Below are 26960 nucleotides of genomic sequence, written 5' to 3' on the forward strand. Positions count from 1 at the left end.
CGTCAAAGACCATCGCTCCGCGCTTACGACTTTCCTACGCCAGCATGACCTGGATCAGGTGTAAGGGTCGCCATATCGCGCACGAGCGCCAATGACCTCTCAGCCCCTATAGGGACTCCCCTAGCGAGCGCGACGTTACCTGCTGCGGGCGATGCGAGTCAAGCCGCGTTCACGCGAGCGTCTTCATCGCGGCGAGCACCGTCGCACACGAATGCTCCAATGAAACCTCGCCATCGATGCGAACAATTGGAACATTCCGCTGCGCCAACCACCGCTCATGCTTATCACGACCGCGCCCCGGCAACCGCCCTTCATCGTACTGCGCGGACCACTCGATGAATGCCGGATCGATATAACCCCACTGCTCTTGCTCGCGCCGACGCAATCGCTCGATCCGAATCTCGGCGAGGCGACGTCGGCACCCAGAAATAATCATCCACGTCGAACGCCGCCGCCGAAAGCTCGGCCGCCAGCGCACGAGCAAGCGTGGAGGTGCCTGAACCGGAGGCGCCGGTGATGAGGATGCGCATTGAAAATATGACACTCAGGGAGGGCCCCACCTTATCTGGATAGGACCCCGATATAAGGGGGATAAAGCCCCCGCCCGGGCGGTCCATGTAAGTGGCTGATTTTATGGGCCGCACCTAGTCCAGCCCGCATGACCTCTGAGCTCCCCGATATGAGGGGGATATAAGGACCACCTGCGCAAGCCATGGTTATCAAGAACCCCCATGCCCTGCTCGACCGCCTGATCGCGGAGCGCGCCGAAAGCGCGTGGCTGGAGTTCAAACAGAACAATGGCGATCCCGAGATGATTGGCAGGTGCGTGTCGGCATGCGCCAACGGTGCCGTATTGGTCGGCAAGGAACGAGCATTCATCGCGTTCGGCATCGAGAACGGCACCAGGAAAAAAGTCGGCACCTGCGTTCGTCTCAGCGAAATGACCAAGGGCGCCGAGAACTTTCAGAACTGGTTGACGCGCATGCTGGAGCCGAGACTGATGCTGGAATTTCTCGACTTCGAGCAAGACGGTCTGTGTTTCTCGATCATCTCGATCGAGCCGTCGTACGACCGGCCGATTCGCTTCGCAGGCAGTGAGTATGTCCGTGTTGGCGAGAACGTCAAACCGCTCCGAGACCTGCCCGAGCAAGAGCGTGCGTTGTGGCTCGCAACCAGCCGTCACAGATTCGAAAGCGCAATCGCGTTGACGCATCAAAGTGCCGAACAGGTACTGGAAATCCTCGATACCTCAGCATACTACTCACTCACCGGCAAAGAGCCGCCGAAGAGCGCCGACGAAATCATTCGGCAGTTCTCGACTATGGGTTGTATCAAGGACGACTCCGAAGGCGGCTACGACATCACCAATCTCGGCGCCGTTCTTTTTGCACGCGACCTGACGAGTTTTCCGTCGGTGTCGAACAAGTCCGTGCGGCTCATCAAGTACGTCGGCGGAGACAAGTCGAAATCGGAACGAGAGATCGAAAGCCGTAACGGATATGCAGTCAGCTTCGCCGGACTGATAGGCTTCATACGCGATCAGGTTCCGATGGAGGAACAATACGTCGACGGCGTCCGCCGGGCGACACCGATCTTCCCAATGATCGCGGTTCGCGAGGTGATTGCGAACGCGCTCATCCATCAGGACTTCACCGTCAGCGGCACCGGCCCGATGGTCGAGATCTATCAGGACCGTATCGAGGTCATCAACCCCGGCAACTCGCTCATAGCAGTCGACCGGATCATCGACGAACGCCGCTCGCGCAATGAGAAGCTGGCCAGTACGATGCGAGAGCTCGGCATCTGTGAGGAAAGAGGTGGCGGCATCGACAAGGCCATCCTGGAGATAGAAGAGCGATCCCTGCCGGCACCGGAATTCTTCGCTTCCGAGAATTCGATGCGCGTCGTCCTGTTCGGACCGAAGCCGTTCAACAAACTTTCGAAGGCCGACAAAATCTGGGCCTGCTTCTGTCACTGCGTCGTTCGATGGCTCGGGCACGACTATATGAACAATACGACGTTGCGGGCTCGTTTCAAGCTGACGCCAGCGGAGTACCAGGCGGCCTCCACCGTCATCAGCGATGCCAAGAAGGCTGGCCGGATCGTTCCCGCGGACGAGGGCCAAGGCAATAAATACGCAAGGTACGTCCCCTACTGGGTGCGCTGACTCACTGCCGCCGCCCCGATCTCACGCGGAAAGTTGTGACTTCCCCGGGCCCTGCTTTCAGGAAACCCCTGAGCACCGCCGCCCCATCGCCCATCCCTCCCCCGCCCCGTCCGTCGCTTTGCGACGGACCTCTCATAATCCACGACGGCGTGACCGTAATTTTTCGGCCATGCCTGCCGATGCAGGGCAACAGACGACGGATTACGCGCGGCCCCGTTGGCCGCGAGTCGAACGCCATGCTGAAAAAAATCGCCATATCTGAAGTTCGAACCGGGATGTTCGTGGCTTCGGTCGAGGGACCGTGGCTCAAACATTCCTTCTGGAAAACCCGCTTTCTGGTGGAGCCGGAATCGCTCGCGCGTCTGAAAGCGTCGGGTCTCGCGGAGTGCTGGATAGACACTTCCAAAGGGCTGGACGTCGCGCGTCCCAAGAGCGAAACCCCGGTCATCGAGGTCGTCCCGACCCCGCCGCCGCAGGCAGCGAAACCGAAAGTGCGCCGTTCCATGGGCGATGAACTGCACAACGCATCCAATGTGTTGAAGCGCTCCAAGGAAGCCGTCAACTCGCTGTTCGCCGAAGCGCGCATGGGCAACGCCGTCAACACCAGCGAGTGCGCGCCGCTGGTCAATGACATCGTCGACTCCGTCGACAGCAACTCGCACGCATTGATCAGCCTGTGTCGCTTGAAGACCGCCGACGAATACACCTACATGCACTCCGTGTCGGTGTGCGCGTTGATGGTGTCGCTGGGTAAACAACTCGGGCTCGATGAACCAACGCTGCGCGACGCCGGCATGGCCGGTCTGCTGCACGATCTGGGCAAAGCGGTGATGCCTCAGGACATCATCAACAAGCCGGGCAAGCTCACCGACGACGAATTCACCATCATCAAATCGCATCCGGTGCGTGGCCACGAGATGCTGCTGGAAAGCGGCGTCAGCAACGAAAGCGTGCTCGATGTGGCCCGCCACCATCATGAGCGAATCGACGGCAAGGGCTATCCCGACGCGCTGAGCGCCGACAAGATCTCGTTGATCGCGCGCATGAGCGCGGTCTGCGACGTTTACGACGCCGTCACTTCCGACCGGCCCTACAAATCGGGCTGGGACCCGGCCGAATCGGTCGCGCGCATGGCGTCGTGGGAAGGTCACTTCGACTCGGTGGTGTTGCAGACGTTCATCAAGACCATCGGCATCTATCCGGTCGGCTCGCTGGTGCGCATGGCGTCCGGCAAGCTGGGCGTGGTCGTGGAACAGAATCCCGCCAGGCTCACCGCGCCGAAAGTAAAACTGTTCTTCTCCACCAAGTCGGGCATGCCGTTCGAGCCCAAGCTGGTGGATCTGATGGATCCGCATGCCACCGAGAAGATCGTGGCGCGCGAACCGCCCGAGAACTGGAGCTTCGGCTACCTCAACGATCTGTGGGCAACTCACGTCGCGTGAGTGACGGACAGAACTGACTCGGTGGGTGGCCCAACACCCGCTTGAACATCGCCGTGAACGCACTCGGGCTGTCATAGCCGAGATCGCCGGCCACATTCGCGACCGGGCGACCGGCCGCGAGCTGTGTCATCGCCGCCAGCAACCGCGCTTGCCGACGCCACGAGCCGAACGTAATCCCCGTTTCTCTATGAAACAAACGCTCGAGCGTGCGTGAGCTGGCGCCGACGGTCGCGCCCCACTCCGCACTCGTCCTGCAGTCCGAGGGATCCTGCAGAATCGCCTGGCAAATACGCCGCACCCGACTGTCTTCCGGCATCGGGATGTGCAGCGGCAACGTGCCGATCTCACGAATCTCACTCAGGATCAGCTCGGTCAGATGAACCGACGGAGTCACGCGAGGCTCGGCCTCGGCAAGCGCGACCATGCGCAGTATCAGCTCACGAAGTAACGAGGTGACTTCGATGACACAACAATCCGCCGGCAAATCAGACCGCGCATCGGGCCGCAAGAACAACGTGCGCATCTTCACCGTGCTGTTCGCACGGATTTCGTGAGGCACTTGCGGCGGCACCCAGATCGCCCGCATCGGCGGCACGACCCAGATTCCATTCGGGGTGTCGACGCGCATGATGCCGGACGACGCGTGGATGAGCTGCGCGCGATCGTGCTGATGACGCGCGATCAGATAGCCCGCGGGATAGTCACGTGAAAACGCGACGATCGCCTCGGGACGCTGCTCCAGCTTTCGAACCAGCGCTAACGCTGCACCCTCGATCGCCATGGAGCTACGAAGCGGCTTTGACTCGTTTCAGATCCGGCAACCAGATCGCCAGCACGCCGAGCACCGGCAGGAACGCGCCGAGCTTGTAAACGAACGCGATTCCGTAGAGATCCGCCACGTGCCCGAACGACGCCGCGGCCAGGCCGCCGATGCCGAACGAGAAACCAAACATCATGCCCGAGACCATGCCGACTCTGGTGGGCATCAGCTCTTGCGCGAACACGACGATCGCGGGAAATGCGGAGGCGAGCGTGAGCCCGATGACCACCGTGAGCGCTTCGGTCCACGCCAGACTCACGAACGGCAACATGAGCGTAAACGGCAACGCGCCCAGCACGGAGAACTGGATCATGGTCTTGCGACTGAACCGATCGCCGAAATAACCGCCGAGCAGCGTGCCTAAAGCGATCGAGCCCAGGAACAGGAACAGATGCACCTGCGCCTCGACCACGCTCATGTTGAAGCGCTCGATCAGATAGAACGTGTAGTAGTTGGTCAGGCTCGCCATGTAGGCGTATTTGGAAAAGATCAGCAGCAGCAGGATGGTCATGCCTCGCACGACCGTCTTGCGAGGAATCGCCGATTCCTGCCGGCGCGTGCTGTGCGCCCGCTTCAAGCGGGGCAAGCCATGATGTTTGTACCAGACGCCGACATTCCAAAGGATGGCCGTCGACACCAACGTCAACAGCGCGAACGCTCCCAGACCCGACTGCCCCCATTGCACGACCACCAGCGCCGCCAGCAACGGACCGATCGCCTGCCCCGCGTTACCGCCCAATTGAAACAACGATTGCGCCAGCGAGTGCCGACCACCCGCCGCCATGCGCGCCACGCGCGATGCTTCCGGATGAAACACCGAAGAGCCCATGCCCAGCAGCGCCGCGCCGGCCAGCAACCATTCGAAGTTGCCGGCCAGTGAAATCACCAACAGGCCCGACGCCGTGAACAGCGTGCCCATCGGCAACGAAAACGGCATGGGCCGGCGGTCGGCCACATAACCGACCACGGGCTGAAGCATCGACGCCGTCAGCTGATACGCCAGCGAGATCCAGCCCAGTTCCGCGAACGTCAGGTGATGGCTCGCTTTGAGCGCGGGATACGAGCCCTGCAGCAGCGACTGCATCGTGTCGTTCAACAGATGGCAGAAGCTGATGGCAATGATGACGGGAAAAGCGGTCTCGTCCCGCCAGCTGGCAGGATCACGAGCCTCGGCCGAAGAGTTCAAACGGATGCTCCCAACAGGAAAACTCATCGGACGGCACTGTCCGATGGTGGTCAGCTCACAGTGTAAGGAGTCGGCGGCGCGGCGTCCCTAACAAGATTGACACCTTTCGTCGCGAAACGGACAAGCCTAGGGCCTACTCCGCCAGTAAATGCAGGACGATTTCGCGCACATGCGGCCGCTGGCGGTGTTCGAACAGGTAGAGGGCCTGCCAGGTGCCGAGCACCGGTTCGCCGTCGAGCACCGGGATGGACAATTGCACTTGGGTCAACGCCGTGCGCAGATGGGCCGGCATGTCGTCGGGCCCTTCGTCGTCGTGCTCATAGCGACCCGGATCTTCGGGCGCGATCTGCTCGAAGAACGCTTCCAGATCGGTACGCACTTCCGGGGCCGCATTCTCCTGGATCAACAACGACGCCGACGTGTGCTTGCAAAAGACCGTCAGCAATCCTGTAGTGACGCGTTGAGCCGCCACCCACGCACGCACGTCCTTGGTGAAATCCACCAGGCCACGCCGGGTCGTGCGAATCGACAGAAGGTGAGTGAACTGACGCATCGACTCAGGAAACTTTCGCTCCGACCGCCCGTAAACAGAACGCCACGATGCCCTCGACCAGTTCCGCGCGCGCGTCCCGCTTGCTTCGAGGCGTGATCGGCCGGATCAAGGCTTCAGTGAACGCGCCGACGATGCAAGCCGCGCCGATATCGATGGATTGCGCCGGGAATTCGCCTTTATCGATGCCTTCGACCAGCAGCGACTTGAACACTTCACCGAAGCGGATACGCCCCAGCAAGCGCGCCTCATCGACATCCTCGTCGGCCGGCTCGGCAATGAACGCATAAGCCAGATACGGCCCTTCGAGCGCACGGTTCGCAAACGACTCCACGCAGGCCCGCAGACGAGCCGTCACATCACCCTCGCCTTGGACAATGTCCTGCAGGATCGCGATCTCGTGATCGATGGCGCTGGTCAGCACTTCGACGAATAGCGCCGACTTGGAAGGGAAGTAACGATAGATGGCCCCGGCGGACAGCCCGGCACTGGAGGCCACGGCCGCAATGGAGGCGGAGTTGAACCCGCCCTCCGCGACCAGGGCGCGCGCCGCCTTGAGGATGCGCTGGCGGTTGTCGGCCAGCCGCTCCTCCATCAGGAAGGATCGCTTGTAGCTCATGGCGCCGATCCTAGCACGAAGTGAATCTCAGTTTTTTTTGTGAATCGCCATTCACTTCTTGGCCAGCCCCTCCTACAATGCCGTCGGGCCGAGCGGATAGCGGCTAACAGGGGTTTCATGAACGTCATTGCTTCCAAGCTGCGAACCGGCAGCGACGAATACCGCGCCAACAGCGCCGCCCTGCGCGCGCTCGTCGACGAACTGCGCGGCCGGACCGCTACCGCCGCCTTGGGCGGTTCCGAAAGCGCCCGGCAAAAACATACCTCACGCGGCAAGCTGCTGGTGCGCGATCGTATCGATCTGCTGCTCGATCCCGGCACGCCGTTTCTCGAATTCTCGGCGCTCGCCGCTTATGGAATGTATGGCGGGGAAGTCGCGAGCTCGGGCGCCGTGGCCGGCGTCGGCCGGATCAATGGCCGTGAGTGCGTGATCGTCGGCAACGACGCGACCGTCAAAGGCGGCACGTACTACCCGATCACCATCAAGAAACATTTGCGCGCGCAAGAGATCGCGCGTGAGAACCGCCTGCCCTGCGTATATCTGGTCGACTCCGGCGGCGCATTCCTGCCCATGCAGGACGAAGTATTCCCGGACAAGGAACATTTCGGTCGGATCTTTTTCAATCAAGCCAACCTGTCGGCACTGGGCATTCCGCAGATCGCTTGCGTGATGGGCTCGTGCACCGCTGGCGGTGCCTACGTGCCGGCGATGAGCGATGAGGCCGTGATCGTTCGCAATCAAGGCACGATCTTCCTCGGTGGCCCGCCGCTGGTGAAGGCCGCAACCGGCGAAGTCGTCAGCGCCGAAGATCTCGGCGGCGGCGATGTGCACACTCGAATCTCCGGCGTCGCGGATCATCTCGCCGAGAACGATCATCACGCGTTGGCCATCGTTCGCCGCATCGTCGGCAACCTCGGCCCTCGCGAAACGCTGTTTCAGCCGCAAGCAGTCGAAGATCCGCTGTACGACCCGGAAGAACTGTACGGCGTCATTCCGGCCGACACTCGCAAGCCCTTCGACGTGCGCGAAGTCATCGCCCGCATCGTCGACGGCTCGCGCTTCGACGAGTTCAAAGCTCGCTTCGGCACCACGCTCGTCACTGGTTTCTCACACGTGTACGGCTACCCGGTCGGCATCATCGCCAACAACGGCGTGCTGTTCTCCGAGTCGGCGCAGAAGGCCGCGCACTTCATCGAGCTGTGCTCTCAGCGCCGCATCCCGCTGGTGTTCCTGCAGAACATTACGGGCTTCATGGTCGGTCGCAAATATGAGAACGAAGGCATCGCTCGCCACGGCGCGAAAATGGTGACCGCGGTCGCGACGGCTCAAGTACCGAAGTTCACCGTGCTGATCGGCGGCTCCTACGGTGCGGGCAACTACGGCATGTGTGGTCGCGCTTACTCGCCCCGCTTCTTGTGGACCTGGCCGAACTCGAAGATCTCCGTGATGGGCGGCGAGCAAGCCGCGAACGTGCTCGCGACCGTGCGTCGTGATGCGCTCGAAGCTCAGGGCAAACAGTGGAGCGCCGCCGAGGAAGAAGCCTTCAAAGCACCGACCAAAGCGCAGTTCGAAACGCAAGGCAGCGCCTACTACGCCACCGCGCGTCTCTGGGACGACGGCATCATCGATCCGGCCCAAACCCGACGCACCTTGGGGCTCGGCCTCGCCGCCGCGGCGAATGCACCGGTCGGCGACACGCGCTTCGGCGTGTTCCGCATGTAAGGATCAGAAAGAACATGTTCACCAAAATCCTGATCGCCAATCGCGGCGAAATTGCATGCCGGGTCATCGCCACTTGTCGCAAGCTCGGCATTCGCACCGTCGCGGTCTATTCCGAGGCCGACGCCGGCGCGCGTCACGTCCGTCTTGCGGACGAGGCTTACTGCGTCGGCCCGGCGGCGTCGCGTGAGAGCTATCTCCGCATCGACCGTATCATCGAAGTTTGCAAACAGTCCGGTGCACAGGCCGTGCACCCCGGTTACGGCTTCCTCTCCGAGAACGAAAGCTTCGCACATGCGTGCGAAGAGAACGGCGTCGTCTTCATCGGCCCGCCGGTGAAGAGCATTCGCGCGATGGGCCTGAAATCGGCCGCCAAGGCACTCATGCAGCAGGCCAAGGTGCCGCTGGTGCCCGGCTATCACGGTGCCGATCAAGATCCCGCATTGTTGCAACGGGAAGCGGATCGCATCGGCTATCCCGTGCTGATCAAAGCGTCGGCCGGTGGTGGCGGCAAGGGCATGCGCGTCGTCAACGCGGCGAATGAATTCGCCGCCGCGCTCGCGTCATGTCAGCGCGAGGCCCGCACGTCGTTTGGCGATGACAACGTCCTCATCGAAAAGTATCTCCAGCAGCCGCGGCACATCGAGATCCAGGTGTTCGCCGACCGGGCCGGCAACACGATCAGCCTCAACGAGCGCGATTGCTCGGCCCAGCGTCGACATCAAAAGGTGGTCGAAGAAGCCCCCGCTCCCAGCGTGAAGCCCGACCAGCGCGCGGCCATGGGCAAGGCGGCTTGCGATGCCGCTCGCGCCGTCGGTTATGTCGGCGCCGGCACGGTCGAGTTCATCGCGGACTCGCAGGGCAATTTCTATTTCATGGAAATGAACACGCGCCTGCAGGTGGAGCATCCGGTCACTGAGATGATCACCGGTCTGGACCTCGTCGAATGGCAGCTGCGCGTTGCCGCCGGCGAAAATCTGCCGCTCACTCAGGAGCAGGTACCACTGAACGGACACTCGATCGAAGTGCGCATCTACGCCGAAGAACCTGAGAAGGGCTTCCTGCCGTCGGTCGGCCGGCTCGCGTATTTCAGGACGCCCGCTCCTTCCGCGCATGTGCGTCTCGACACCGGCGTCGAACAGGGCGACGAGATCACTCCGCACTACGACCCCATGATCGCCAAGCTGATCGTTTGGGATCACACCCGTGAAGCCGCCATCGAGCGCATGCTCGGCGCGCTGGCTGAGACGCGCATCGTGGGCGTTGGTCACAACGTGAACTTCCTGTCCCGCCTCGTCGGTCACCCGGCGTTCCGCGAAGGCCGCGTCGATACCGGCCTGATCGAACGTGAGCGAGCCGCGTTGATTCCCACCGCCGCCGAGCTGCCGAAGCAAATCTTCGAGGTCGCCGCGCTTGCTCAGCTCGCCACTGAACGTGACCAGTCGTCGAGTTCTCCGTGGAGCATCACGGATGGCTGGCGGATCAATGGCACGCAGACTCGTACGTTACAGTTTTCTGCCGGCGAACAGACTGCGACCGTGTCGGTGCAGTACACGTCGACGGGCTATCTCATTGGTGATGAACCCGCGCGCGTGGTGCGTACGTCAGATTCGGATCTGCGTCTCACCATCGGTCAACGTCACATCAACACTGCCGTCGTGAAATCCGGCGAGCAGATGCATGTGTTCCTTCGTGGCCAGCAGCATGTGCTCACCTACAACGATCCGCTCGTGCACGCCGGCGAGACCGAAGAGACTCAAGGGGGATTGACCGCGCCGATGCCCGGCAAAATCATCGCCCTGCTCTCCGAACCCGGCGCCGAAGTCGCCAAGGGTGCGCCCTTGTTGGTGATGGAGGCGATGAAGATGGAGCTGACTGTGTTCGCGCCGAGCAAGGGCAAGCTGGTGAGCTACCTCTGCAATGCCGGCGATCAAGTCAAGGAAGGCGTGCCGCTGGTGGACTTCCAAGCCAGCACCTGATGCACCGATAGAGCCCGCAGCGCGTGCGCCCGAGGAAGCGCACGCGTGTACATGAAAATGATACGCGTCGCGGGTGACACTGGAACCTATGCGCCGCCCTGGCGTTCCACGGGTCTCGCCTCGGCTCGGAGAGTGTCATGGCAAAAGTTCTGGTTCTCTACTATTCCTCGTACGGACACATCGAACAGATGGCGGCCGCTGTCGCCGAAGGCGCTCGCTCCGCCGGCGCGCAGGTGGAAGTCAAACGCGTCCCCGAAACAGTGCCCGAAGATGTGGCACGCAAGTCCGGCTTCAAGCTGGACCAGCCGGCCCCGATCGCCACCATCGACGAGCTGCCCCAATACGACGCGATCATCTTCGGCACGGGCACCCGCTACGGCAACATGACGGCGCAGATGAAAACCTTCATCGACCAGACGGGCCCGCTGTGGGTCAAAGGCTCGCTGGTGGGCAAGGTGGGATCGGTGTTCTCGTCGTCGAACACTCAACACGGCGGACAGGAATCCACCATCCTCACCTTTCATCCGGTGCTGCTGCACCTGGGCTTCATCATCGTCGGCCTGCCGTACGCGTTTCAGGGCCAGATGGGTACGAGCGAAGTCATGGGCAACTCACCCTACGGCGCATCGACGATCGCCGGCACCGACGGCAGCCGACAGCCTTCCAAGATCGAGCTCGATGGAGCGCGCTATCAAGGGAGGCACGTTGCGGAGATCGCAGCGAAGATCGCCGGGCGCTAACGGTCATCGCTGCGCTCTGACCTCGCCCCCGGCTCCCCGCTGACGCGGGGTTACAACCTCTCATCGGCAGCAACGCAAACCGACACCGCGTTACAAACTCCTGTCGGCAGCAACGCAAACCGACACCGCGCTACAAACTTCTGTCGGCAACAACGCGAACCGACGCCGCGTTACAAACTCTTGTCGGCAGCAACGCGAACCGACGCCGCGTTACAAACTCTTGTCGGCAGCAACGCGAACCGACGCCGCGCTACAAACTCCTGTCGGCAGCAACGCGAACCGACGCCGCGTTACAAACTCTTGTCGGCAGCAACGCGAACCGACACCGCGTTACAAACTCTTGTCGGCAGCAACGCAAACCGACACCGCGTTACAAACTCTTGTCGGCAGCAACGCGAACCGACACCGCGTTACAAACTCTTGTCGGCAGCAACGCGAACCGACACCGCGTTACAAACTCTTGTCGGCAGCAACGCAAACCGACACCGCGTTACAAAATCTTGTCGGCAGCAACGCGAACCGACACCGCGTTACAAACTCTTGTCGGCAGCAACGCGAACCGACACCGCGTTACAAACTCTTGTCGGCAGCAACGCGAACCGACGCGGAGGCGACGCCGGGAGGGGGATGTGTCCTCCCGGCAATTGGAAATACAGGGACGGGATTTCCGCATAGGCGCATCAGGGACGTGCGCCCAGGAGCGCAAGGCGCGACGGGCGTGCCGGTGCCGGGAGGGCACATCCCCCTCCCGGCGGCGCGAACCACCGAGCCTCCGAATCCGTGTCCGACTCCGACTCCGACTCCGACTCCGACTCCGACTCCGACTCCGACTCCGACTCCGACTCCGACTCCGACTCCGACTCCGACTCCGACTCCGACTCCGACTCCGGCTCCGAGCATGCGAAATCAGATAGCCGACCACCCACCCCCCAACGCCTTGAACAAGGTAATCGACGCATTCACCCGAGCAAGCTTCGCCTGCACCAGCGAATCCTCCGCATTGAGCTGCGACGTCTGACTCTCCAACACAGTCAACAAATCATCAGACCCCGCCTGATACCTCGTCGTCGCGAGCCGCAGCGCCAGCTGCGCCTGCTCCACAGTCTGCGTGAGCAGCGACGTGCGACGCTCGGCCGTCGACACCGCACTCAAGCTGTCGTTCACTTCCTTGACGCTGGTCAGCACTGTTTGGAGATACGTCTCAACCAGCTCACGACGAGAAGCATCCGCCAGCTGCACCTGACCACGCAGCTCACCTCCGTCGAACAGAACCTGCGACAGCGACGCCGCCAGCGCCGCGACGCTCGACGATCCGCCGGTGATCCAGTTCGTCACAACACCCGTCGCACTCAACTCCATGCTCGGATACAGCGCCGCCCGCGCCACTCCAACATCCGCATTGGCGGCGACCAAGTCCGCCTCCGCGGCCCTAACATCCGGCCGCCTCTGCAACAGATCCCCCGGCTGCCCCGCCGCGATCGCCGGCGGCTGCACGTCAGCGAGCGTTTCCGTTCGAATCGTGAAGTCCTGCGGCACGCGCCCCAACAATAAAGCCAGCGCACTCTGCGTCTCAGTCAGACTCTGCTGCAACTCCGGCACTTCCGCTTCGATACTCAACAACGCCGTACGCTGTTGAGCAACGTCCAAGCCATTCGCCGCGCCCTTGTTATAACGAACCTCGACCAGCGACATCAGCGACCGCGCCGCCTCGAGATTCTTCAGTGCAATGGCCAACCGATCCTTCAACGCCAGCGTCTGGAAATAATAGGAAGCCACGTCGGCCTGCAAGACCAGCCGCGTCGTCTGCATATCGAATTCACGAGCCGCAACCCGGGCCGCCGCGGCCCGCACATTCGCTCGGTTCCCGCCCCACAGATCCAGCTCATAACTCACCGACAGCTGCGAATCATCCGACGAAGACAGCGACCTCGCGCCATTCAATTCCTTCTGCCGCGACCCACCGACGGACGCGGATGCATACGGCACCAACCGACTGCTCGCCATCTTCGCCGTCGCCTTCGCCTGCTCGATGCGGATCGTCGCCGCCGCGAGATCGTGATTCGCAGCGAGCGCCTCGGCCATCAACTGTTCCAGCTCCGCGTCCTTGAACAGATCGTTCCACTCAGAAGACGCATCGTTCGTCGCTGCGGCCTGCGTCACCCACGACTCCGGCAGATCGGACTTCGGCCGGTCGTACTGCGGCGTCACGCTGCAACCAGCCAGAACACCGAGCACTGCAACCGCCACCACACGCTTCATATGAATCATGTTCATTACTCCGAGGCCAGGGCAACGACCGGGTCCATGTAAGCCGCTTTACGCGCCGGCAGATATCCAAACAGCATGCCCGTCAGCAACGCCGACCCCAACGCCAGCAAAGCAGGCGTCGGTGTGAAAGCCACGTTGGTTCCCAAGGCCTTCGCAATGAAGCCGGCCGTGAATCCGAGCGCCACGCCGATCAATCCCCCGATGCCACACACCACCAGCGCTTCCGTATTGAACTGCAGCAGGATGTTGCTGGCCCGCGCGCCCGTCGCCATGCGCACGCCAATCTCACGGGTCCGCTCCGTCACACTCACCAGCATGATGTTCATCACGCCGATACCGCCGACGATCAGCGAGATCGCCGCGACACAACCGAGCAGCAACGTCAGCGTATTTTGCGTCGAGGCTGCCGCCGCCATGAATGAGCTGGTGCTACGGATCTGGAAGTCCTCGAGGTGATGCCGTGACATCAGCAACTGACGGATCTCCTCCTGCGTCTCCGCGGTTTTCTCATCCGACGCCAATTTCACATTGACCGATCCCAGGTACTGCTGACCGAACAATCGATTGAATCCCGTCGACAGCGGCACGAACGCCGCATCGTCCATATCGGAGCCGAAGGAGTTCGCGCCCTTGGTCGACAGCACACCGATGATTTCGAACGGCGTATTGCCCACCAGAATAAACTGACCCACCGGATCTTCGTCGTTCGGAAACAGATTCTTCGCGACCGTCTTGCCGATCACGATCACCGTGGCATAGCTGCGAACGTCGTCCTCGGTGACGAACGTGCCGCTCGCCATCGGCCAGTTCTGCGTGACTTGATATGCCGGCCAAACGCCCGTGATGTTGCTCTGATAATCGATCGAGCCCATGCGCAAGGTCGCGCGCGTCTTTCGCTCCGGCGAGACGGCGACCACATTGTCCATCTCCGAGATCGCCTGCGCATCCGCCGGCACCAGCGTCGCGATATCACCGGTCGGGCGCGAACCCGGCGCGCCGGGAAACACGAGCAACAGGTTGCTGCCCATCGCCGAGATTTGCTTCATCACGGCTTCTTTACTGCCGTTACCGATAGCCAGCATGGTCACGACGGCCGCAACACCAATCATCACGCCGAGCAGCGTCAACGCACTACGAAACTTGTTCGCACGAAGCGAGCGCATGGCCATCTTCACGGCCTCTTCCAGATCGTCGAGCCAGTTTGCCTGCGCCGCGTTCGAGACGCGCTGATTCGAACCGGCGACCGCCCGCTTCACGCCCGAGTCGTCGACGATCCGCCCATCCTTGATGTGCACGATGCGCTCCGCATGCTCGGCGACCGACGCGTCGTGCGTGATCAAAATGATGGTGCGACCTTCCGAATGCAGCTGTTTGAGCAGCGCCATCACTTCGGCACCGCTGCGGCTGTCGAGCGCGCCGGTCGGTTCGTCCGCGAGAATGACCTCTGCGTCGTTCATCAGTGCGCGAGCAATCGACACGCGCTGCTGCTGACCGCCGGACAGCTGATTCGGTCGATGGTCCGTACGTTCGCCCAGACCGAGTTTGGCCAACAAGCTCTTCGCGCGCTGTCTGCGTGCGTCTTGCGCCATGCCCGCGTAGATCGCCGGCAGTTCAACGTTCTCCGCCGCCGACACCGTCGCGAGCAAGTTGTAACGCTGAAACACGAAACCAAACGTGTCACGACGCAACGCCGCCAGCTCATCGGGATTCAAGCTGCCCACGTCGACGCCATTCACTTCATAGCGACCTTCAGTGGGACGATCCAGGCAGCCGAGGATATTCATCAGCGTCGACTTGCCCGAGCCCGACTGGCCCATGATGGCCACGAACTCGCCGCGCCGGATTTCCAGCGAGGCGTGATCGAGCGCGCGGATCTCGGAATCGCCGCTGACATAGACGCGACTGGCGTCGACGACTCGAATCAGCGGTGCAGTGGCGGTCATTGTGTTCTCCCGATGCGTCATGCGACTGCGTTAGAGGCGCGGGCCCATCTGTCGGCCCGGGCCGCCTTGCGCCGCGCCGCCCGCTGGCGTGACCACAGCGGCAACGACCAACTGATCGCCAGGCAACAGGCCGGAGACGATCTGTGCCATCGAACGATTTGTGAGGCCGACCTTCACATCGCGCTCGACCACGCCCTGGTTCGTCAGCACTTTCGCTTTGTAAGCATCGGCGCCCGCGTCGCGTTGGGCCTGCAGAGCATTGAGGGGCGCGAGCGGCACATCCTTCGCTTCACCCAACGTGAAGAACACTTGCACCGTCATCTGCGGCAACAACAGGCCTTCACGGTTGTCCACGTCGATGAGCACGTTGTAGAGCACCACATCGTTCTCGACGACCGGCGTTGGATAAACGGCGCGCACCTTGCCGTGCCACTTCTTCTCCGGCATGCCGAGCGTCGTGAACGTCGCGGGCATGTCGACTGTGACACGACTCACATCAGCTTCGGCGACCTGCGCCCAAACAGTCATCACATCCATATTCGCGACCTGCACGATGACTGGCGCGGATTGCGTGGCATTCACGGTCTGGCCTTCGAGCGTCGTCTGAGATGCGACGGTGCCATCGAGCGGCGCGTAGATCTTGGTGTAGCCGAGATTGGCGAGGTCGCCAGCGAGCGTCGCTTCAGCGGCCTTGATCTGAGCGCGCGTCGCGGCGACTGTCGCGGCGGCAACCTTGGCCTGCGCGTCGGCCTGATCCACCGTGGTCTGGCTGATGGCATCGGCGGCCCGCATTTCCTGATTGCGCTTCAGCTCGGTCACCGCGAGCGCGGACTCCGCCAGTTGCTGATCCAGTTGAGCTTTCAGATTCTCCAGCGTGGCGCGATCTTTACGAACCGTCGACTCGTACACGGTCGGATCGATCTCGGCGATCAAGTCGCCCTTGGTGACGCGGTCGCCGATCTCCACATGGATTTTCATGACCCGGCCGCCCACCTGGGTGCCCACGTCGACATAATCCTTGGGTTCGATCGAGCCCACGGCGGTGATGCTCTTTTGCAGGTCACCCCGCGTCACGGTCACGGTCTTCATATCCGCGTTGTCATTGCCGCCGAGGTAATGGCAGGCCCCCGCCACCAGCGCCGCGGCCAGAACCGCAGGCAGACCCAGCTTCTGCCAGGAGCCGAGTTTTCGGGCTTGTTGCATGGTCGAGCCTCCGCCAGCGCTGTTTTTCATGGGCTCGAGCATGGCCAGCAAACGTGGAGGAAAATTGAAGACTTTGTGGAGTCGACGCCCGAGCCTTGCTCCGGGGCACCCTGGCGGGCGTTAATGGCAGCCATGAAATGGAGCATTTCGACCAAGCTGTTCCTGGTCCTGGTGGCCATCAGCATCGTGGCCGTGGCGGCCATGGGCCTGTCGGCGCGCATCAGCTTCACACGCGGCTTCATCGGCTATCTCAACGACCAGAGCACGGCCTATGTCGAATCAGTGATTCCCCGCTTGGCCGAGGCCTATCAGGCCGAGGGCGGCTGGGACTTCCTTCACCGCAATAACCGCGCCTGGTTCCGCCTGCTCGACACGCGTGGCCGTCGCGACGGTCCGCCCCAATTCTCTGAAGTCGACTTCACGGCCACACAACTGCGCTTGACGCTGCTGGATGCGGACGAGGACGTTGTCATCGGCAATCGCGAGTTCTCCCGCGATACGCCGAGGCGACCGATCGAGGTCGATGGCAAAACGGTGGGCTGGCTGGTGCTCGTGCCGTTCCAGCAAGCCACCGCCGCCGCCGACGTGCGCTTTCAAAAACGACAGCTCACTCAGAACTGGCTGATCGGACTCGGCACCGTGCTGCTCGCGGCACTTGCTGCATGGTGGCTGTCGCGATTGCTGGTAACGCCACTCACACGAATCGCCAAGGCCACACACAACCTCGCGAGCGGCGACTACAGCGTGCGCATTCCCGTGGCCTCGAAGGACGAAATCGGTGGATTGTCGGAAGACTTCAATCGTCTCGCTCAGGCGCTCGCACACAACGAACAATTGCGCCGTTCGTTCATGGCGGACGTCTCCCATGAATTGCGCACGCCCCTGTCCGTGCTGAAGGGCGAGCTCGAGGCCATCGAAGACGGCGTGCGGACCATGACACCCGCGACGCTCGCGTCGTTGCAATCGGAGGTCGCGACGCTCAGCAAACTGGTCAGCGATCTTTACGATTTGTCTCTATCCGACATCGGCGCGCTGAGCTATCGCATGGCCGACGTGGACATCGGCGACGTGCTCCACTCCACGCTCGGCGTGTTTCAGCAGCGGCTCGCAGAGCGCGGGCTCAAAGTGGAAACGCGGATCGATTCGCCAGCGGTGGTCAATGGTGACGAGGGCCGCCTGCAGCAGCTGTTCACGAATCTGCTCGAGAACTGTGCGCGTTACACACAATCCGATGGCACCGTGCGCGTCGCTTGCCGGAACACAAACGACGACGTGCTCATTGAGATCGAAGACTCGGGGCCTGGTGTCGCCGCCGACATTCTGCCGCGCATCTTCCAGAGATTCGTGCGCGCGGAAGCCTCGCGAAATCGCTCGCATGGCGGCGCGGGCCTGGGACTGGCCATCTGCGCCAACATCGTTCAGGCTCATGGCGGTACGATCACCGCCAGCGCTGCACCGCTGGGAGGGTTGCTGATCAGCATCCGCCTGCCACGACTGCGTACGTTGAAAGGTGTGATATGAGCGACGGCGCCCCACCGACCCGAGTTCTGATCGTCGAGGACGAGCCCAAGCTGGCGCAGTTGCTCGCGGACTATCTCACGTCGGCCGGTTATCACACGCAGATGATCGGCGACGGTCGCGAAGTCGCGCCTGCCCTCAAGGCCGCGCATTTCGACCTGATGCTGCTGGATCTGATGCTGCCCGGTCGCGACGGCCTGGAGGTCTGCAAAGAGGTGCGCGCCTTCAGCAATATTCCGATCGTGATGGTGACGGCGCGTGTCGAAGAAATCGATCGGCTGCTGGGACTGGAGCTCGGCGCGGATGACTACATCTGCAAACCTTTCAGTCCGCGCGAGGTGGTCGCGCGAGTGAAAGCGATTCTTCGCAGAAGTCCGCAGCAGGTGAAGGCGCAGGTCGATTCCAAGCTGCACATCGACGAAGCCCAGTTCAAAGCCACGCTCAACGGCCAGCTGCTGGATCTGACGCCGGTGGAATTCCGGCTGCTCAAAGCATTGTCGGCATCGCCCGGGCGCGTGTTCTCGCGCCAGCAACTGTTAAATACGTTGTACGAAGATCACCGCGTCGTGACCGACCGTACCGTCGACAGTCACGTGAAAAACCTGCGCCGCAAGCTGCAGCTGGCGAATCCCGAAGACGAGCTGATCGAATCGATCTACGGCGTCGGCTATCGCTTCACGATGCCCTAGTGCTGCCGGCTGGACGGCGGCATGCGCAGCTCGTGCTTGCGCACCGAGCTCAGATAGCGATGCACCCGCTCGGCATCGGCCGTGCCCAGCAGATCCACAGGGCGGCCGCCCAAGGTGTCGTTCGAGGTATTGAGCCAGGCCTTGGCTCGCTCCACCGAGCCGAGCACTTCCACGATGGTACGGAACAGGCCGACGAGCTGGAGCGCGCCTTGCCACTCCTGCTGTTGCGGATCGAGCACGCGTTCGCCGGTCTGCAACCGCGCGATATCGTCGCTCGACAAACCCAGCAGCAATGGCAATTCCGCCTCGAGACTCAGCTGACCGGCCGCACGCAATACCGCCTTGGTCAGCAAGGCGGGAGACAACTGATTCAGATCGGCACGGTCTGCAGCCACGCTTTCGCCTCTTCCAATTGCTCGAAGGACCGCAAGGTAACGCCGGCCGGCGCGCCGGACATGACATTCGCCACCGACTGCTTGCCGAAAAATCCATTCGGACACTTGCTCGCCGTGGCTTTCAAGCCCGCTTTGAGCGCTCTGGGAAACCAGTCCTCACGCAGCCAGCCCTGATCGTCGACCGTGATCACCGCGAGCGAACTGTCGTCACCCAGGATCTTGTGTAAAGCATGCCGCCGCAGCAGATCGAGGGCGCACTCGTGCACGAAGCGCAGCTGCGAGCTGGTGGCATAACGCCCCCAGACCAGCATGACACACGGGATGCCAGCATCCACCGTGATCCGGCAAATGGGATTGTCCGCGATATTTGCGACCAGCCTGGCACCGTCGCTGGACTCCGTCCGGACCACTTCCGTGAGTTGCCGCAGGGATTCCGTTTCCTGCCCTCGCCCTGAACCACCCGTCATTTCGCCTCGACCGCCCTCCCGAGTTCGTAGGCGCGATCATAGTTCGATATGTGCTCCAGGGCGACCCTGGCTGTTTTACCAGTGGGTCGATATCGCGATCAGGCCGCGACCGGCGGGCATTCCGGCAGGATGAAATAGAACGTCGCGCCCGCGCCCGGCTGCGACTCGGCCCATACCCGGCCACCGTGTTTTTCGATCACCGACTTCACGATGGTGAGCCCGAGGCCCGTGCCCTCGAACTCGCGTTCCGAGTGCAGGCGCTGGAACGCACCGAACAGACGCGGCGCATATTTGGGATCGAATCCAACGCCGTTGTCGCGCACGAAATAAGCACGATCGCCGCCTTCCACGTCGGTGGCGCCGACCCAGATCTCCGGGGTCGCGCGGGTCTGTGAGAACTTCACCGCGTTGGCAATCAAGTTGCGCAACGCCAGCGTCAACAGGCCGGCATCGGCGCGCACACATTCGGAGGACTTCAGTGCGATGTGCACTTCGGCCGGCGGTTGCGGATTCACTTCCGACACCACCTGCCGCAGCAGATCGCCGAGCTCCAGTTCCTGAGTCTGCAGCTCGCGCTGACTGACCGACGCGAGCTTCAACAGATTTTCGATGATCGCGTCCATGCGCCGGGTCGTGGCCGAGATCGCATCCATGTCGCGCTGGACCTGCGGCGTGACCGACTTGCCGAGGTCCTCCATCAACATCGTCGAATAGCCTTTGATCGCCCGCAGCGGTGCGCGCAAGTCATGCGAGACGCTGCGAGTGAACGCTTCCAGATCGCGATACGCCGCTTCCAAGCGTCGATTCGCCGTTTCCAGCTCCTGCGTGCGCTCGCCGACGCGGTGTTCGAGCGTGGCGTTGAGCAACTTCACCTGTTCCTCTTGCTGCCGCCGGGCGGTGATGTCACGCAATGACGCGAAGAACACGGTTTGCCCACGCCGCAGCGTGGACGCGATCGAGATGGCGACGATGATTTCAGCACCGTCACGTCGCAGCGCGGGCATCTCGGTGCGCTTGCCGAGCACCGTGTGCTTGCGAATGTGAAAGTTTCTGATCGCGTTGATGTGCGCCTCGCGCAGGCTCTCCGGCACGATGATGTCGGCGAGCTGGCGCCCCAGCACTTCGTCCTTGGTCCAGCCGAAAGTCTGCACCGCCTGTTTGTTCCATTCCAGGATGCGATCCTGTTCGTCGATGACGATGAACACTTCCAGCGAATTCTCCAGAATGGTCGCCGCGTCCCGCTCTTTTTCCAGCAGCCGCTCGTCGGCCAGCGCGCGTTCACGCAGCACGTGCCGGCTGCGAGCCATCGCGAAGGCCAGGCAGCTCAACAATACCGAGCCGCACGCGCCGACCATCCAGACGATCCACACCGGCACCACCTGATTGTTCTTGATCATCGACGCCGTGGCGGCCAGACGCAGCGTCCAGCCATGACCGCCGACGACGACCTGACGCAGCACGAATACCGACTCGGCGACGTGCGCATCGTCAGCAGCGCGTCGATACAGCAACTCACCGTTGCTCACCTGCTGATCGTCATAGACCTCGAGCTCCACATCGCGCGGGTCGCCTTCGAAAACATGCTCCATGAAATCGCCCGCCCGAAACGGGCTGTACACATAGCCGATCAACGCGTCGCGACGCTCTTGCACGGTGGCGGTGGGCAGGTCGCGCTGATAAACGGGCACATACATTAGAAAGCCCGGTTGCGGAGTGGCATCGATCTCCTGCACCAGCGTGACTTTGGCGGTCACAGCCGCCGTCCGCTCGTCCCGAGCCCGCTCCATGGCGGTACGACGGATGGCTTCGCTGGCCATGTCGAAGCCGAGCGCTTGTTTGTTTCGTGTGTCCTGCGGTTCCAGAAAAATGATGGCGGTCTGTGGATGCTCTTCGCGGCCGGCGGGATTGCTCCACAACCCGTTGGGCAAGGCACCGATCTGGGCCGGACTCAGCTTGTCGACGACCGCCGTGAAGCCATAGCCCTGCACGCCGACCAGCGCTTCGCCCAGATTCAACGGCCGCACGAACCGCCGCCATTGTTCTTCGGCGATGGGCCAGGCGTTATCGATGAAACCGGCGCCGGCACGCAGCACCGCTTCGCAGGCCATCATTCGATCCTCGACGGCATGCTCGCTGTGCGAGGCGCGTTCTTCCAATGTGCTTTGGGTCAACGCGCGAGCGGCGCGCTCCATGGAGAGCGCGAAGACTGCCGTCACGGCGGCGCCCAATCCCAGAATGGCCAGCGCGATCGCGCCCGGCAGCAGCCATCCGGAACGGGATTGTTCGAGTTGCCCGTCGCGTGCGCTCATCGGCTCTTGGTGATCCATCCCCCGACGGGGACACTATCGCCGAGCAGCACGGCGCCACATGGGTAGAAATACGGTTGTGGGCTCCCCTCACCAAGCAACTCACCAAAGTCAGAAGCGCGCGCTCGCTTCGCCCCGACGCAATATAGGCAACGCTGCCCTATAAGGCTGGCACCGCGGGGTCCTATCGTCCTGTCTCCACCAACAGGAGTTCCCCATGCATCCGTTCCAACGCCCTTTGCTGGCCGCCGCGATCCTGAGTCTGCCGCTGCTGGTCTCGGCCCACGATCAAGGCAACGACGATTCAGACCGTCCGCTGACGAGCAAGGGTCAGGCACCGCTGGTGGAGAAGGTGAAACGCTCCACGGCGCACTTCAAGAACATCGGCACCGCACTCAACGAAGGCTGGGTCGCGGCGACTCCTTGCGTCAGCGGTCCGACGGCCGGCGCGATGGGCGTGCATTTCGTACTGCCGGCGCGGGTCGGCGATGGTCAGGTCGATGGCGATGAGCCGGAAGCGTTGATCTACGAGCCGCTGCCGAACGGCGCGATGCGCCTGGTGGGCGTGGAATTCCTGGTGATCGCCGCCGACTGGACCAGCAAACATCCAGGCACCGCGCCCAACGTCGACGGTCACCTGATGCACTACGTGGGCGAACCGAATCGCTACGGTCTGCCGGCGTTCTACGAGCTGCACGTGTGGGCGTGGGAACGCAACCCGGACGGCTACTTCTCCGATTGGAACAAACTGGTGACTTGTAACAAGCAAGCCGCGCAGTGAGGTCGATCAGGCGAACACCGCGTCCAGGAACATCATCACCGCGAACCCGCCGAGCAACGAAAACGTCGCGACATCCTCGTAACCGTTGCGATGGGTCTCGGGAATGATTTCGTCGCTGATGATGAACAGCATCGCGCCGGCCGCCATGCCGAGCACGATGGGCATCATCGGTCCGGCGATCCACACGGCGGAGGCACCCAGGGCTCCGCCGAGGGGTTCGACCAGTCCCGTCAGGGATGCGACCAGGAATGCCTGCGACTTGGAATAGTCGATGGCCAGCATGGCGGCGGCCACCGCGAGCCCTTCCGGGATGTTCTGCAAACCGATGCCGACCGCGAGCGGCATCGCCTTGCCCAGGTCTCCGCCGGCGAAGCCAACGCCGACTGCCATGCCTTCGGGAAAGTTGTGCAACGTGATGGCGATGATGAACAGCCACAGCCGTTGCATGCGCAGACTGTCCGGCCCTTCCTTGCCGAGCACGAAGTGCTCGTGAGGCACGCGCGTGTGGATCCAGTACAAGCCGATTGCGCCGCCGAGCAGACCGAATATCACAATCAGCACGGCCAGCGGCTTGGAAGATATGTAGCCCTCGGCATGATCGAGCGCGGGCTGTAACAGCGAGAAGAACGTCGCCGCCAGCATGACGCCCGCCGCACCACTCAGCAGCGCGTCTTGCGCTTTCGGCGAGGGACGGCGAAAGAAGAACACCCAGACTGCGCCGACCACCGTACCCATGCCAGCAATGAAGCTGGCAGTGAAGCCGCGCCAGAAAATCTCATGAGCTTGCATCGACGGATCTTATCGGTAGTTGGGCAGGACCAGCGAGCCAAAGCTGAGATAGACCGCGTCGCGCCCGTCGAAGGTACGACCGTACCCCAGCTGCAGCGGACCGATCGGCAAATCCAGCCCGAGGAAGATGCTGCCCGCCTTGATCAGATCGCCGGTCGACACGTCGTTCTTGTCGAGCCAGGCGTTGCCCGCCTCCAGACTGCCCGCCAGATACACAGGCAAATCGAACAGCAAGCTCTGCCGGGTGAGACGTCGATAGTAGATGCCGCGGAAGAACAGCATCTGCGTGCCGATCAGCTCGCGCTCGCTCAGCCCCGAAAGAAACGTCAGTCCGCCCAAGGTGGACAGCGTCTGCAAGGCGCCGGTCTCATCCTTCGACAACGACGCACGGCCGCCGAGCATCACCGTGTTCCGACCGAAGCTGAAAGCCTTGTCGAATGAGGCACGCAGCAGGTCGCCATCCTGATCGGAGCCCAGCGAAGTGTCGAACATCGTGTACGCGATCTCGGTGCGCATGCCGTGACGAGGGAAACGCACGTTGTCCAGGCTGTCCCAAAGAACGCCGAACTCCACGCCGCCCACATCCTCGGAGTTGAGCTCGCCGAATTCGGGCAAGCCCACTTTCAAATCGGCTCGCGCCCGGCTGCGAACCAGCGAGGTAGACAGCTGCAACCGGTCGCCGATGTCGCGCCCGATTTTGAAAGCGCCGCCATAGGTCGTGAGCCGGTATTCAGCGGCCGTCACGTTCTCGACCACCAGCGGCTGATTGAGCGCGCTGTACTCGAGCGAGGGCGAGACGAACCAGTTGCCGCGCTCGGCGAACGGCAGATACAGATCGGTCGCGAGCGACAGCACTCGCCCCAGGCCGACCAACGTACGCCACTCGCCGCCCTTCTCGGTCAGGCTCGTGACCCGGCCTTCCACGTTCAACTGATAGTCGCTGTTGCCGGCGAAGTCGTCGTCGATCTGCAGACCGCCGCGAAACAAGGTGCGCCCGAGAGCCGCGTCCACCGGCACGACTCGCAGCCCCTCCCGGCCTTGCGCATCGGTCTCCAAGTGATACGCGATGGACTCGTAAGTGCCGCGACCGAAGGTGCCGGTGATATCGTCCTCCAGCTTCTTCAGGTCCAGCGGGTGGTGCGATTTGGTGCTGAGCCGATCATGGACGAACTCCGCCGTCCCGCTGTGCGACGTATCCACTTCGACGAAATCCACCATCCTGGGCGGCGAATAAGGCTCACGCTGCCTGTTCTGCCAGGCTTGATACTCCGCTTCGGAGACGGACAGCTCACGCAATTGCTCGACCGCCGCCAGCGCCCCTCTTTCGCCCGCATCGACGCCTTCGATCGCCTGCTGAAAACTGGCGCTGGTGAGCAACCCCAGATCCGGACGGATCAGCACGTCGCGGCTGCTCATCTTGCTCAGACTCTGCTGACTGCGATCGCGCATCATGCCGCTGACCATCTGCACCAGCACTTGCACGCCACTCTGCACGGACTCCGCCGGCGCGAGCGGCTGTCCCACGTCGACGACGATCACGCGGTCGACGCCCATCTCACGAGCGACATCGATGGGAATGTTATTGACGATGCCGCCGTCCACGAGCACGCGGCCCTCATGCTTCACCGGTGCAAACGCGCCCGGCACCGCCATGCTCGCACGCACCGCCAACGCCAGGTCACCGGACTGAAACACGACCGGCTTCACCTGACCGATGTCGGTGGCGACACAGCGAAACGGAATCGGCAGATCGTCGAAACTTTCGACCTTGCCGCGGCCTAGAAACATCCGACGCAGCCACAGTCCGAGCTTCTGTCCGCGCACCAGCGTGGTGGGAAATCTCAGGCTGCCGTTATCCAGACCGACCTCGAGATTGGCCACGATGCCAATGTCGGTTTCCTTCTGGCGCATCGGCCGTTCGCGACGCGCGGTGTCGTCGTGGAAGATGTCGATCCAGTCGATGGAGCCGATGGCGCGCTCGATCTCGTCGGGGGAATAACCGGCGGCATACAAACCGCCGACGATGGACCCGACGCTGGTACCGGTGATGGCGTGGATCGGAATGCGCTCGCGCTCCAGCACTTTCAACACGCCGATGTGAGCTGCGCCTCGCGCCCCGCCGCCGCCGAGCACCAGCCCGATGCGCTCGCCCTCCGCGTGCGTCGACGGGCTCAGACAAGTCGCCAGCAACAATAGAAGACCGCGCGCCGCGTGCAGCCAATGCGTGCCCTTCATGGTCAGCCTCTCAGCCCTCATTTGGGGCCGGAGTCTGCTGGAAACTCAGCGGACTGTCACGGCCGGTAATCCAGCTTGCGGACCGCGATCCGGTCGGACTGGTACGAGGCCAACCACAGATCGTTGTCGACCAGCAGCGCCGCCGAGACGCCATTGAATGCCGGATCGGGGCCGTCGTAGGCGATGAGTTTGAATTGCAGGGTGCCGGGATCGAACTGGGCCACGCCGTAGCCCCGATGGCACAACATGCCATCCGCCTTACCATCCACGATCTTGCGAAGTCCGCCGCAGGCCGGCTCGTCCATCTGCATGCCCGCGAGCAGCAAGCGGCCCTCATGCCAATGAATGTTGTCGGGCATGAATCCCGGGGCGACCGCGCGACGGGCCGGCTTCGATGAGTCGGCCCGTGAGAACACGACGACCGAGCGCCAGCCGAACGCAACGACATAGAACTCCCGGTCGTCGGGCGAGGTCTCGATGCCGTTGTTTCCCGGCAGCTCGGTGCCTTTGAGCAAGTTGAAACTCTCAGCGCCGGGTCGCCATTCGTACACGCCGCCGGTGGTCTTGCCGAGCACGAAGTCGGTGATGGATGTGCCGGGATGGGTCAGCACGCTCGCGAGAATGGTGCCGTCCGAGAAGGTCGCGACACTGTTGGCGGCAATGCCGTCCGGCAACGGCACGCAACCAATCCATGACAGCTTCGGCTCGTCGCCTCGCGCATCGATAGAAAACACCTCGATGCTCTCGCGCCCACCGTGATTGGCGACGTAAAGGCGATGGAGCGAGGGTGCCATCGTGCGCAGGCTGATACCCTGCGCGTTGAACATCTCAGCGGAAGGCGGTGACGCGCAGCGTGGGAAAGATTGCGTGTCAGGGCGAATCTGATCCGGCGTTCCCGAATACCACCACCGCATCGAGTGCGCCGAGCTGTCCACCAGCTTCAGCCCGGCTCCATTGCTGAAGCCGCTGAAGACCAGCCAGCGCGTGCCGGGGATGCGAGCGACATCCTCCGGTCGCTCGGCACCGCAAATGAATCGCAGATGATTGGTTGGAGCGCACGGGGCCGAAGGGGCGTCGCTCGCTGCGGGCTGTATTGCGCCCACAGCGAGCGACAGGGTCAACCAAACAAGCCTCCGTCTCACGG

22 protein-coding genes and 1 riboswitch are annotated in these 26960 nt (G+C 62.5%); of the genes, 8 read left to right on the top strand and 14 right to left on the bottom strand.

Translation table 11 applies throughout. The features are described 5' to 3' along the window. Positions 1-14: 14 nt before the first annotated feature. Positions 15-132, bottom strand: a riboswitch (TPP riboswitch). A gap of 37 nt (positions 133-169) precedes the next feature. After that, positions 170-436: a P-loop NTPase family protein gene (locus EKO19_RS02145; RefSeq protein WP_217705083.1), complete on the bottom strand. Its 267-nt coding sequence runs from the start codon at positions 434-436 to the stop codon at positions 170-172. 276 nt (positions 437-712) lie between these two features. Between EKO19_RS02145 and EKO19_RS02150 the strand changes: the two genes are divergently transcribed. Both EKO19_RS02150 and EKO19_RS02155 read left to right on the top strand, forming a co-directional pair. Beyond that, a complete protein-coding gene (locus tag EKO19_RS02150; RefSeq protein WP_129774758.1) occupies positions 713-2167 on the top strand; it encodes an ATP-binding protein in 1455 nt (484 codons plus the stop codon). A gap of 275 nt (positions 2168-2442) precedes the next feature. Further along, on the top strand, positions 2443-3609 hold the full coding sequence (locus EKO19_RS02155) for an HD-GYP domain-containing protein (protein WP_246038809.1): 1167 nt from the start codon (positions 2443-2445) through the stop codon (positions 3607-3609). Here EKO19_RS02155 and EKO19_RS02160 read toward each other — a convergent pair. From EKO19_RS02160 to EKO19_RS02175, 4 genes are all read right to left on the bottom strand, one after another. Further along, positions 3578-4390: an AraC family transcriptional regulator gene (locus EKO19_RS02160; RefSeq protein WP_129774760.1), complete on the bottom strand. Its 813-nt coding sequence runs from the start codon at positions 4388-4390 to the stop codon at positions 3578-3580. The two genes, EKO19_RS02155 and EKO19_RS02160, sit on opposite strands and share 32 nt — an antisense overlap. 4 nt (positions 4391-4394) lie before the next feature. Beyond that, a complete protein-coding gene (locus tag EKO19_RS02165) occupies positions 4395-5642 on the bottom strand; it encodes an MFS transporter (RefSeq protein WP_129774761.1) in 1248 nt (415 codons plus the stop codon). A 106-nt stretch (positions 5643-5748) separates the two neighbouring features. Beyond that, the gene (locus EKO19_RS02170; protein WP_129774762.1) at positions 5749-6168 is read right to left on the bottom strand and encodes a secondary thiamine-phosphate synthase enzyme YjbQ; all 420 of its coding nucleotides are present in this window, start codon (positions 6166-6168) and stop codon (positions 5749-5751) included. A 4-nt stretch (positions 6169-6172) separates the two neighbouring features. Beyond that, the gene (locus EKO19_RS02175; RefSeq protein WP_129774763.1) at positions 6173-6784 is read right to left on the bottom strand and encodes a TetR/AcrR family transcriptional regulator; all 612 of its coding nucleotides are present in this window, start codon (positions 6782-6784) and stop codon (positions 6173-6175) included. A 117-nt stretch (positions 6785-6901) separates the two neighbouring features. Between EKO19_RS02175 and EKO19_RS02180 the strand changes: the two genes are divergently transcribed. The 3 genes from EKO19_RS02180 to wrbA all read left to right on the top strand — a co-directional run bounded on the left by EKO19_RS02180 (position 6902) and on the right by wrbA (position 11222). Further along, entirely contained in the window at positions 6902-8506 is a 1605-nt protein-coding gene (locus EKO19_RS02180; protein WP_129774764.1) for a carboxyl transferase domain-containing protein, read from the top strand. Positions 8507-8520: 14 nt separating this feature from the next. After that, on the top strand, positions 8521-10482 hold the full coding sequence (locus tag EKO19_RS02185) for an acetyl/propionyl/methylcrotonyl-CoA carboxylase subunit alpha (RefSeq protein WP_129774765.1): 1962 nt from the start codon (positions 8521-8523) through the stop codon (positions 10480-10482). A gap of 137 nt (positions 10483-10619) precedes the next feature. Continuing rightward, a complete protein-coding gene (gene wrbA, locus EKO19_RS02190; protein ID WP_129774766.1) occupies positions 10620-11222 on the top strand; it encodes an NAD(P)H:quinone oxidoreductase in 603 nt (200 codons plus the stop codon). Between the two features lie 906 nt (positions 11223-12128). On the opposite strand, the gene EKO19_RS02195 is transcribed toward wrbA, so the two are convergent. The 3 genes from EKO19_RS02195 to EKO19_RS02205 are packed head-to-tail and all read right to left on the bottom strand — an operon-like array spanning position 12129 to position 16636. After that, entirely contained in the window at positions 12129-13490 is a 1362-nt protein-coding gene (locus EKO19_RS02195; protein ID WP_157995078.1) for an efflux transporter outer membrane subunit, read from the bottom strand. Positions 13491-13495: 5 nt separating this feature from the next. Continuing rightward, on the bottom strand, positions 13496-15433 hold the full coding sequence (locus EKO19_RS02200; RefSeq protein WP_217705084.1) for a MacB family efflux pump subunit: 1938 nt from the start codon (positions 15431-15433) through the stop codon (positions 13496-13498). A 30-nt stretch (positions 15434-15463) separates the two neighbouring features. Then, entirely contained in the window at positions 15464-16636 is a 1173-nt protein-coding gene (locus EKO19_RS02205; protein ID WP_157995079.1) for an efflux RND transporter periplasmic adaptor subunit, read from the bottom strand. Positions 16637-16768: 132 nt separating this feature from the next. Here EKO19_RS02205 and EKO19_RS02210 point away from each other — a divergent pair, with 132 nt between their 5' ends. Next, a complete protein-coding gene (locus EKO19_RS02210) occupies positions 16769-18157 on the top strand; it encodes an ATP-binding protein (RefSeq protein ID WP_129775961.1) in 1389 nt (462 codons plus the stop codon). After that, positions 18154-18843 (top strand): response regulator, encoded by a 690-nt coding sequence (locus tag EKO19_RS02215; protein WP_129774770.1) that lies wholly within the window; start codon positions 18154-18156, stop codon positions 18841-18843. Before EKO19_RS02210 ends, EKO19_RS02215 begins: the two co-directional genes overlap by 4 nt. Here the strand turns inward: EKO19_RS02215 and EKO19_RS02220 are convergent. The 3 genes from EKO19_RS02220 to EKO19_RS02225 form a co-directional block, all read right to left on the bottom strand. Beyond that, the gene (locus EKO19_RS02220; RefSeq protein WP_157995080.1) at positions 18840-19238 is read right to left on the bottom strand and encodes an MbcA/ParS/Xre antitoxin family protein; all 399 of its coding nucleotides are present in this window, start codon (positions 19236-19238) and stop codon (positions 18840-18842) included. The genes EKO19_RS02215 and EKO19_RS02220 overlap by 4 nt on opposite strands. Next, positions 19214-19705, bottom strand: a complete 492-nt coding sequence (locus tag EKO19_RS38125) for a hypothetical protein (protein WP_157995081.1) — start codon at positions 19703-19705, stop codon at positions 19214-19216. Before EKO19_RS38125 ends, EKO19_RS02220 begins: the two co-directional genes overlap by 25 nt. Before the next feature lie 98 nt (positions 19706-19803). Further along, on the bottom strand, positions 19804-22014 hold the full coding sequence (locus tag EKO19_RS02225) for a CHASE domain-containing protein (RefSeq protein ID WP_175596931.1): 2211 nt from the start codon (positions 22012-22014) through the stop codon (positions 19804-19806). A gap of 214 nt (positions 22015-22228) precedes the next feature. On the opposite strand from EKO19_RS02225, the gene EKO19_RS02230 reads away from it, so the two are divergent. Continuing rightward, positions 22229-22792: a hypothetical protein gene (locus EKO19_RS02230; protein ID WP_129774773.1), complete on the top strand. Its 564-nt coding sequence runs from the start codon at positions 22229-22231 to the stop codon at positions 22790-22792. Between the two features lie 6 nt (positions 22793-22798). On the opposite strand, the gene EKO19_RS02235 is transcribed toward EKO19_RS02230, so the two are convergent. From EKO19_RS02235 to EKO19_RS02245, 3 genes are read right to left on the bottom strand one after another with little or no spacing between them, the layout of a single operon-like run. Continuing rightward, complete coding sequence (locus EKO19_RS02235) at positions 22799-23581, bottom strand: ZIP family metal transporter (RefSeq protein WP_217705085.1); 783 nt, start codon at positions 23579-23581, stop codon at positions 22799-22801. Positions 23582-23590: 9 nt separating this feature from the next. Then, positions 23591-25816: a patatin-like phospholipase family protein gene (locus EKO19_RS02240; RefSeq protein WP_157995082.1), complete on the bottom strand. Its 2226-nt coding sequence runs from the start codon at positions 25814-25816 to the stop codon at positions 23591-23593. A gap of 56 nt (positions 25817-25872) precedes the next feature. Further along, complete coding sequence (locus EKO19_RS02245; protein ID WP_217705086.1) at positions 25873-26937, bottom strand: SMP-30/gluconolactonase/LRE family protein; 1065 nt, start codon at positions 26935-26937, stop codon at positions 25873-25875. Between the last annotated feature and the right edge of the window lie 23 nt (positions 26938-26960).

It is taken from the genome of Peristeroidobacter soli, assembly GCF_004138485.1.
Taxonomy (GTDB): domain Bacteria; phylum Pseudomonadota; class Gammaproteobacteria; order Steroidobacterales; family Steroidobacteraceae; genus Steroidobacter; species Steroidobacter soli.

Coding starts and splice junctions, on each gene's coding strand:
- EKO19_RS02145 (WP_217705083.1), bottom strand. CDS start 436: ATGATTATTTCTGGGTGCCGACGTCGCCTCGCCGAGATTCGGATCGAG.
- EKO19_RS02150 (WP_129774758.1), top strand. CDS start 713: ATGGTTATCAAGAACCCCCATGCCCTGCTCGACCGCCTGATCGCGGAG.
- EKO19_RS02155 (WP_246038809.1), top strand. CDS start 2,443: ATGTTCGTGGCTTCGGTCGAGGGACCGTGGCTCAAACATTCCTTCTGG.
- EKO19_RS02160 (WP_129774760.1), bottom strand. CDS start 4,390: ATGGCGATCGAGGGTGCAGCGTTAGCGCTGGTTCGAAAGCTGGAGCAG.
- EKO19_RS02165 (WP_129774761.1), bottom strand. CDS start 5,642: ATGAGTTTTCCTGTTGGGAGCATCCGTTTGAACTCTTCGGCCGAGGCT.
- EKO19_RS02170 (WP_129774762.1), bottom strand. CDS start 6,168: ATGCGTCAGTTCACTCACCTTCTGTCGATTCGCACGACCCGGCGTGGC.
- EKO19_RS02175 (WP_129774763.1), bottom strand. CDS start 6,784: ATGAGCTACAAGCGATCCTTCCTGATGGAGGAGCGGCTGGCCGACAAC.
- EKO19_RS02180 (WP_129774764.1), top strand. CDS start 6,902: ATGAACGTCATTGCTTCCAAGCTGCGAACCGGCAGCGACGAATACCGC.
- EKO19_RS02185 (WP_129774765.1), top strand. CDS start 8,521: ATGTTCACCAAAATCCTGATCGCCAATCGCGGCGAAATTGCATGCCGG.
- wrbA (WP_129774766.1), top strand. CDS start 10,620: ATGGCAAAAGTTCTGGTTCTCTACTATTCCTCGTACGGACACATCGAA.
- EKO19_RS02195 (WP_157995078.1), bottom strand. CDS start 13,490: ATGATTCATATGAAGCGTGTGGTGGCGGTTGCAGTGCTCGGTGTTCTG.
- EKO19_RS02200 (WP_217705084.1), bottom strand. CDS start 15,433: ATGACCGCCACTGCACCGCTGATTCGAGTCGTCGACGCCAGTCGCGTC.
- EKO19_RS02205 (WP_157995079.1), bottom strand. CDS start 16,636: ATGCAACAAGCCCGAAAACTCGGCTCCTGGCAGAAGCTGGGTCTGCCT.
- EKO19_RS02210 (WP_129775961.1), top strand. CDS start 16,769: ATGAAATGGAGCATTTCGACCAAGCTGTTCCTGGTCCTGGTGGCCATC.
- EKO19_RS02215 (WP_129774770.1), top strand. CDS start 18,154: ATGAGCGACGGCGCCCCACCGACCCGAGTTCTGATCGTCGAGGACGAG.
- EKO19_RS38125 (WP_157995081.1), bottom strand. CDS start 19,705: ATGACGGGTGGTTCAGGGCGAGGGCAGGAAACGGAATCCCTGCGGCAA.
- EKO19_RS02225 (WP_175596931.1), bottom strand. CDS start 22,014: ATGAGCGCACGCGACGGGCAACTCGAACAATCCCGTTCCGGATGGCTG.
- EKO19_RS02230 (WP_129774773.1), top strand. CDS start 22,229: ATGCATCCGTTCCAACGCCCTTTGCTGGCCGCCGCGATCCTGAGTCTG.
- EKO19_RS02235 (WP_217705085.1), bottom strand. CDS start 23,581: ATGCAAGCTCATGAGATTTTCTGGCGCGGCTTCACTGCCAGCTTCATT.
- EKO19_RS02240 (WP_157995082.1), bottom strand. CDS start 25,816: ATGAAGGGCACGCATTGGCTGCACGCGGCGCGCGGTCTTCTATTGTTG.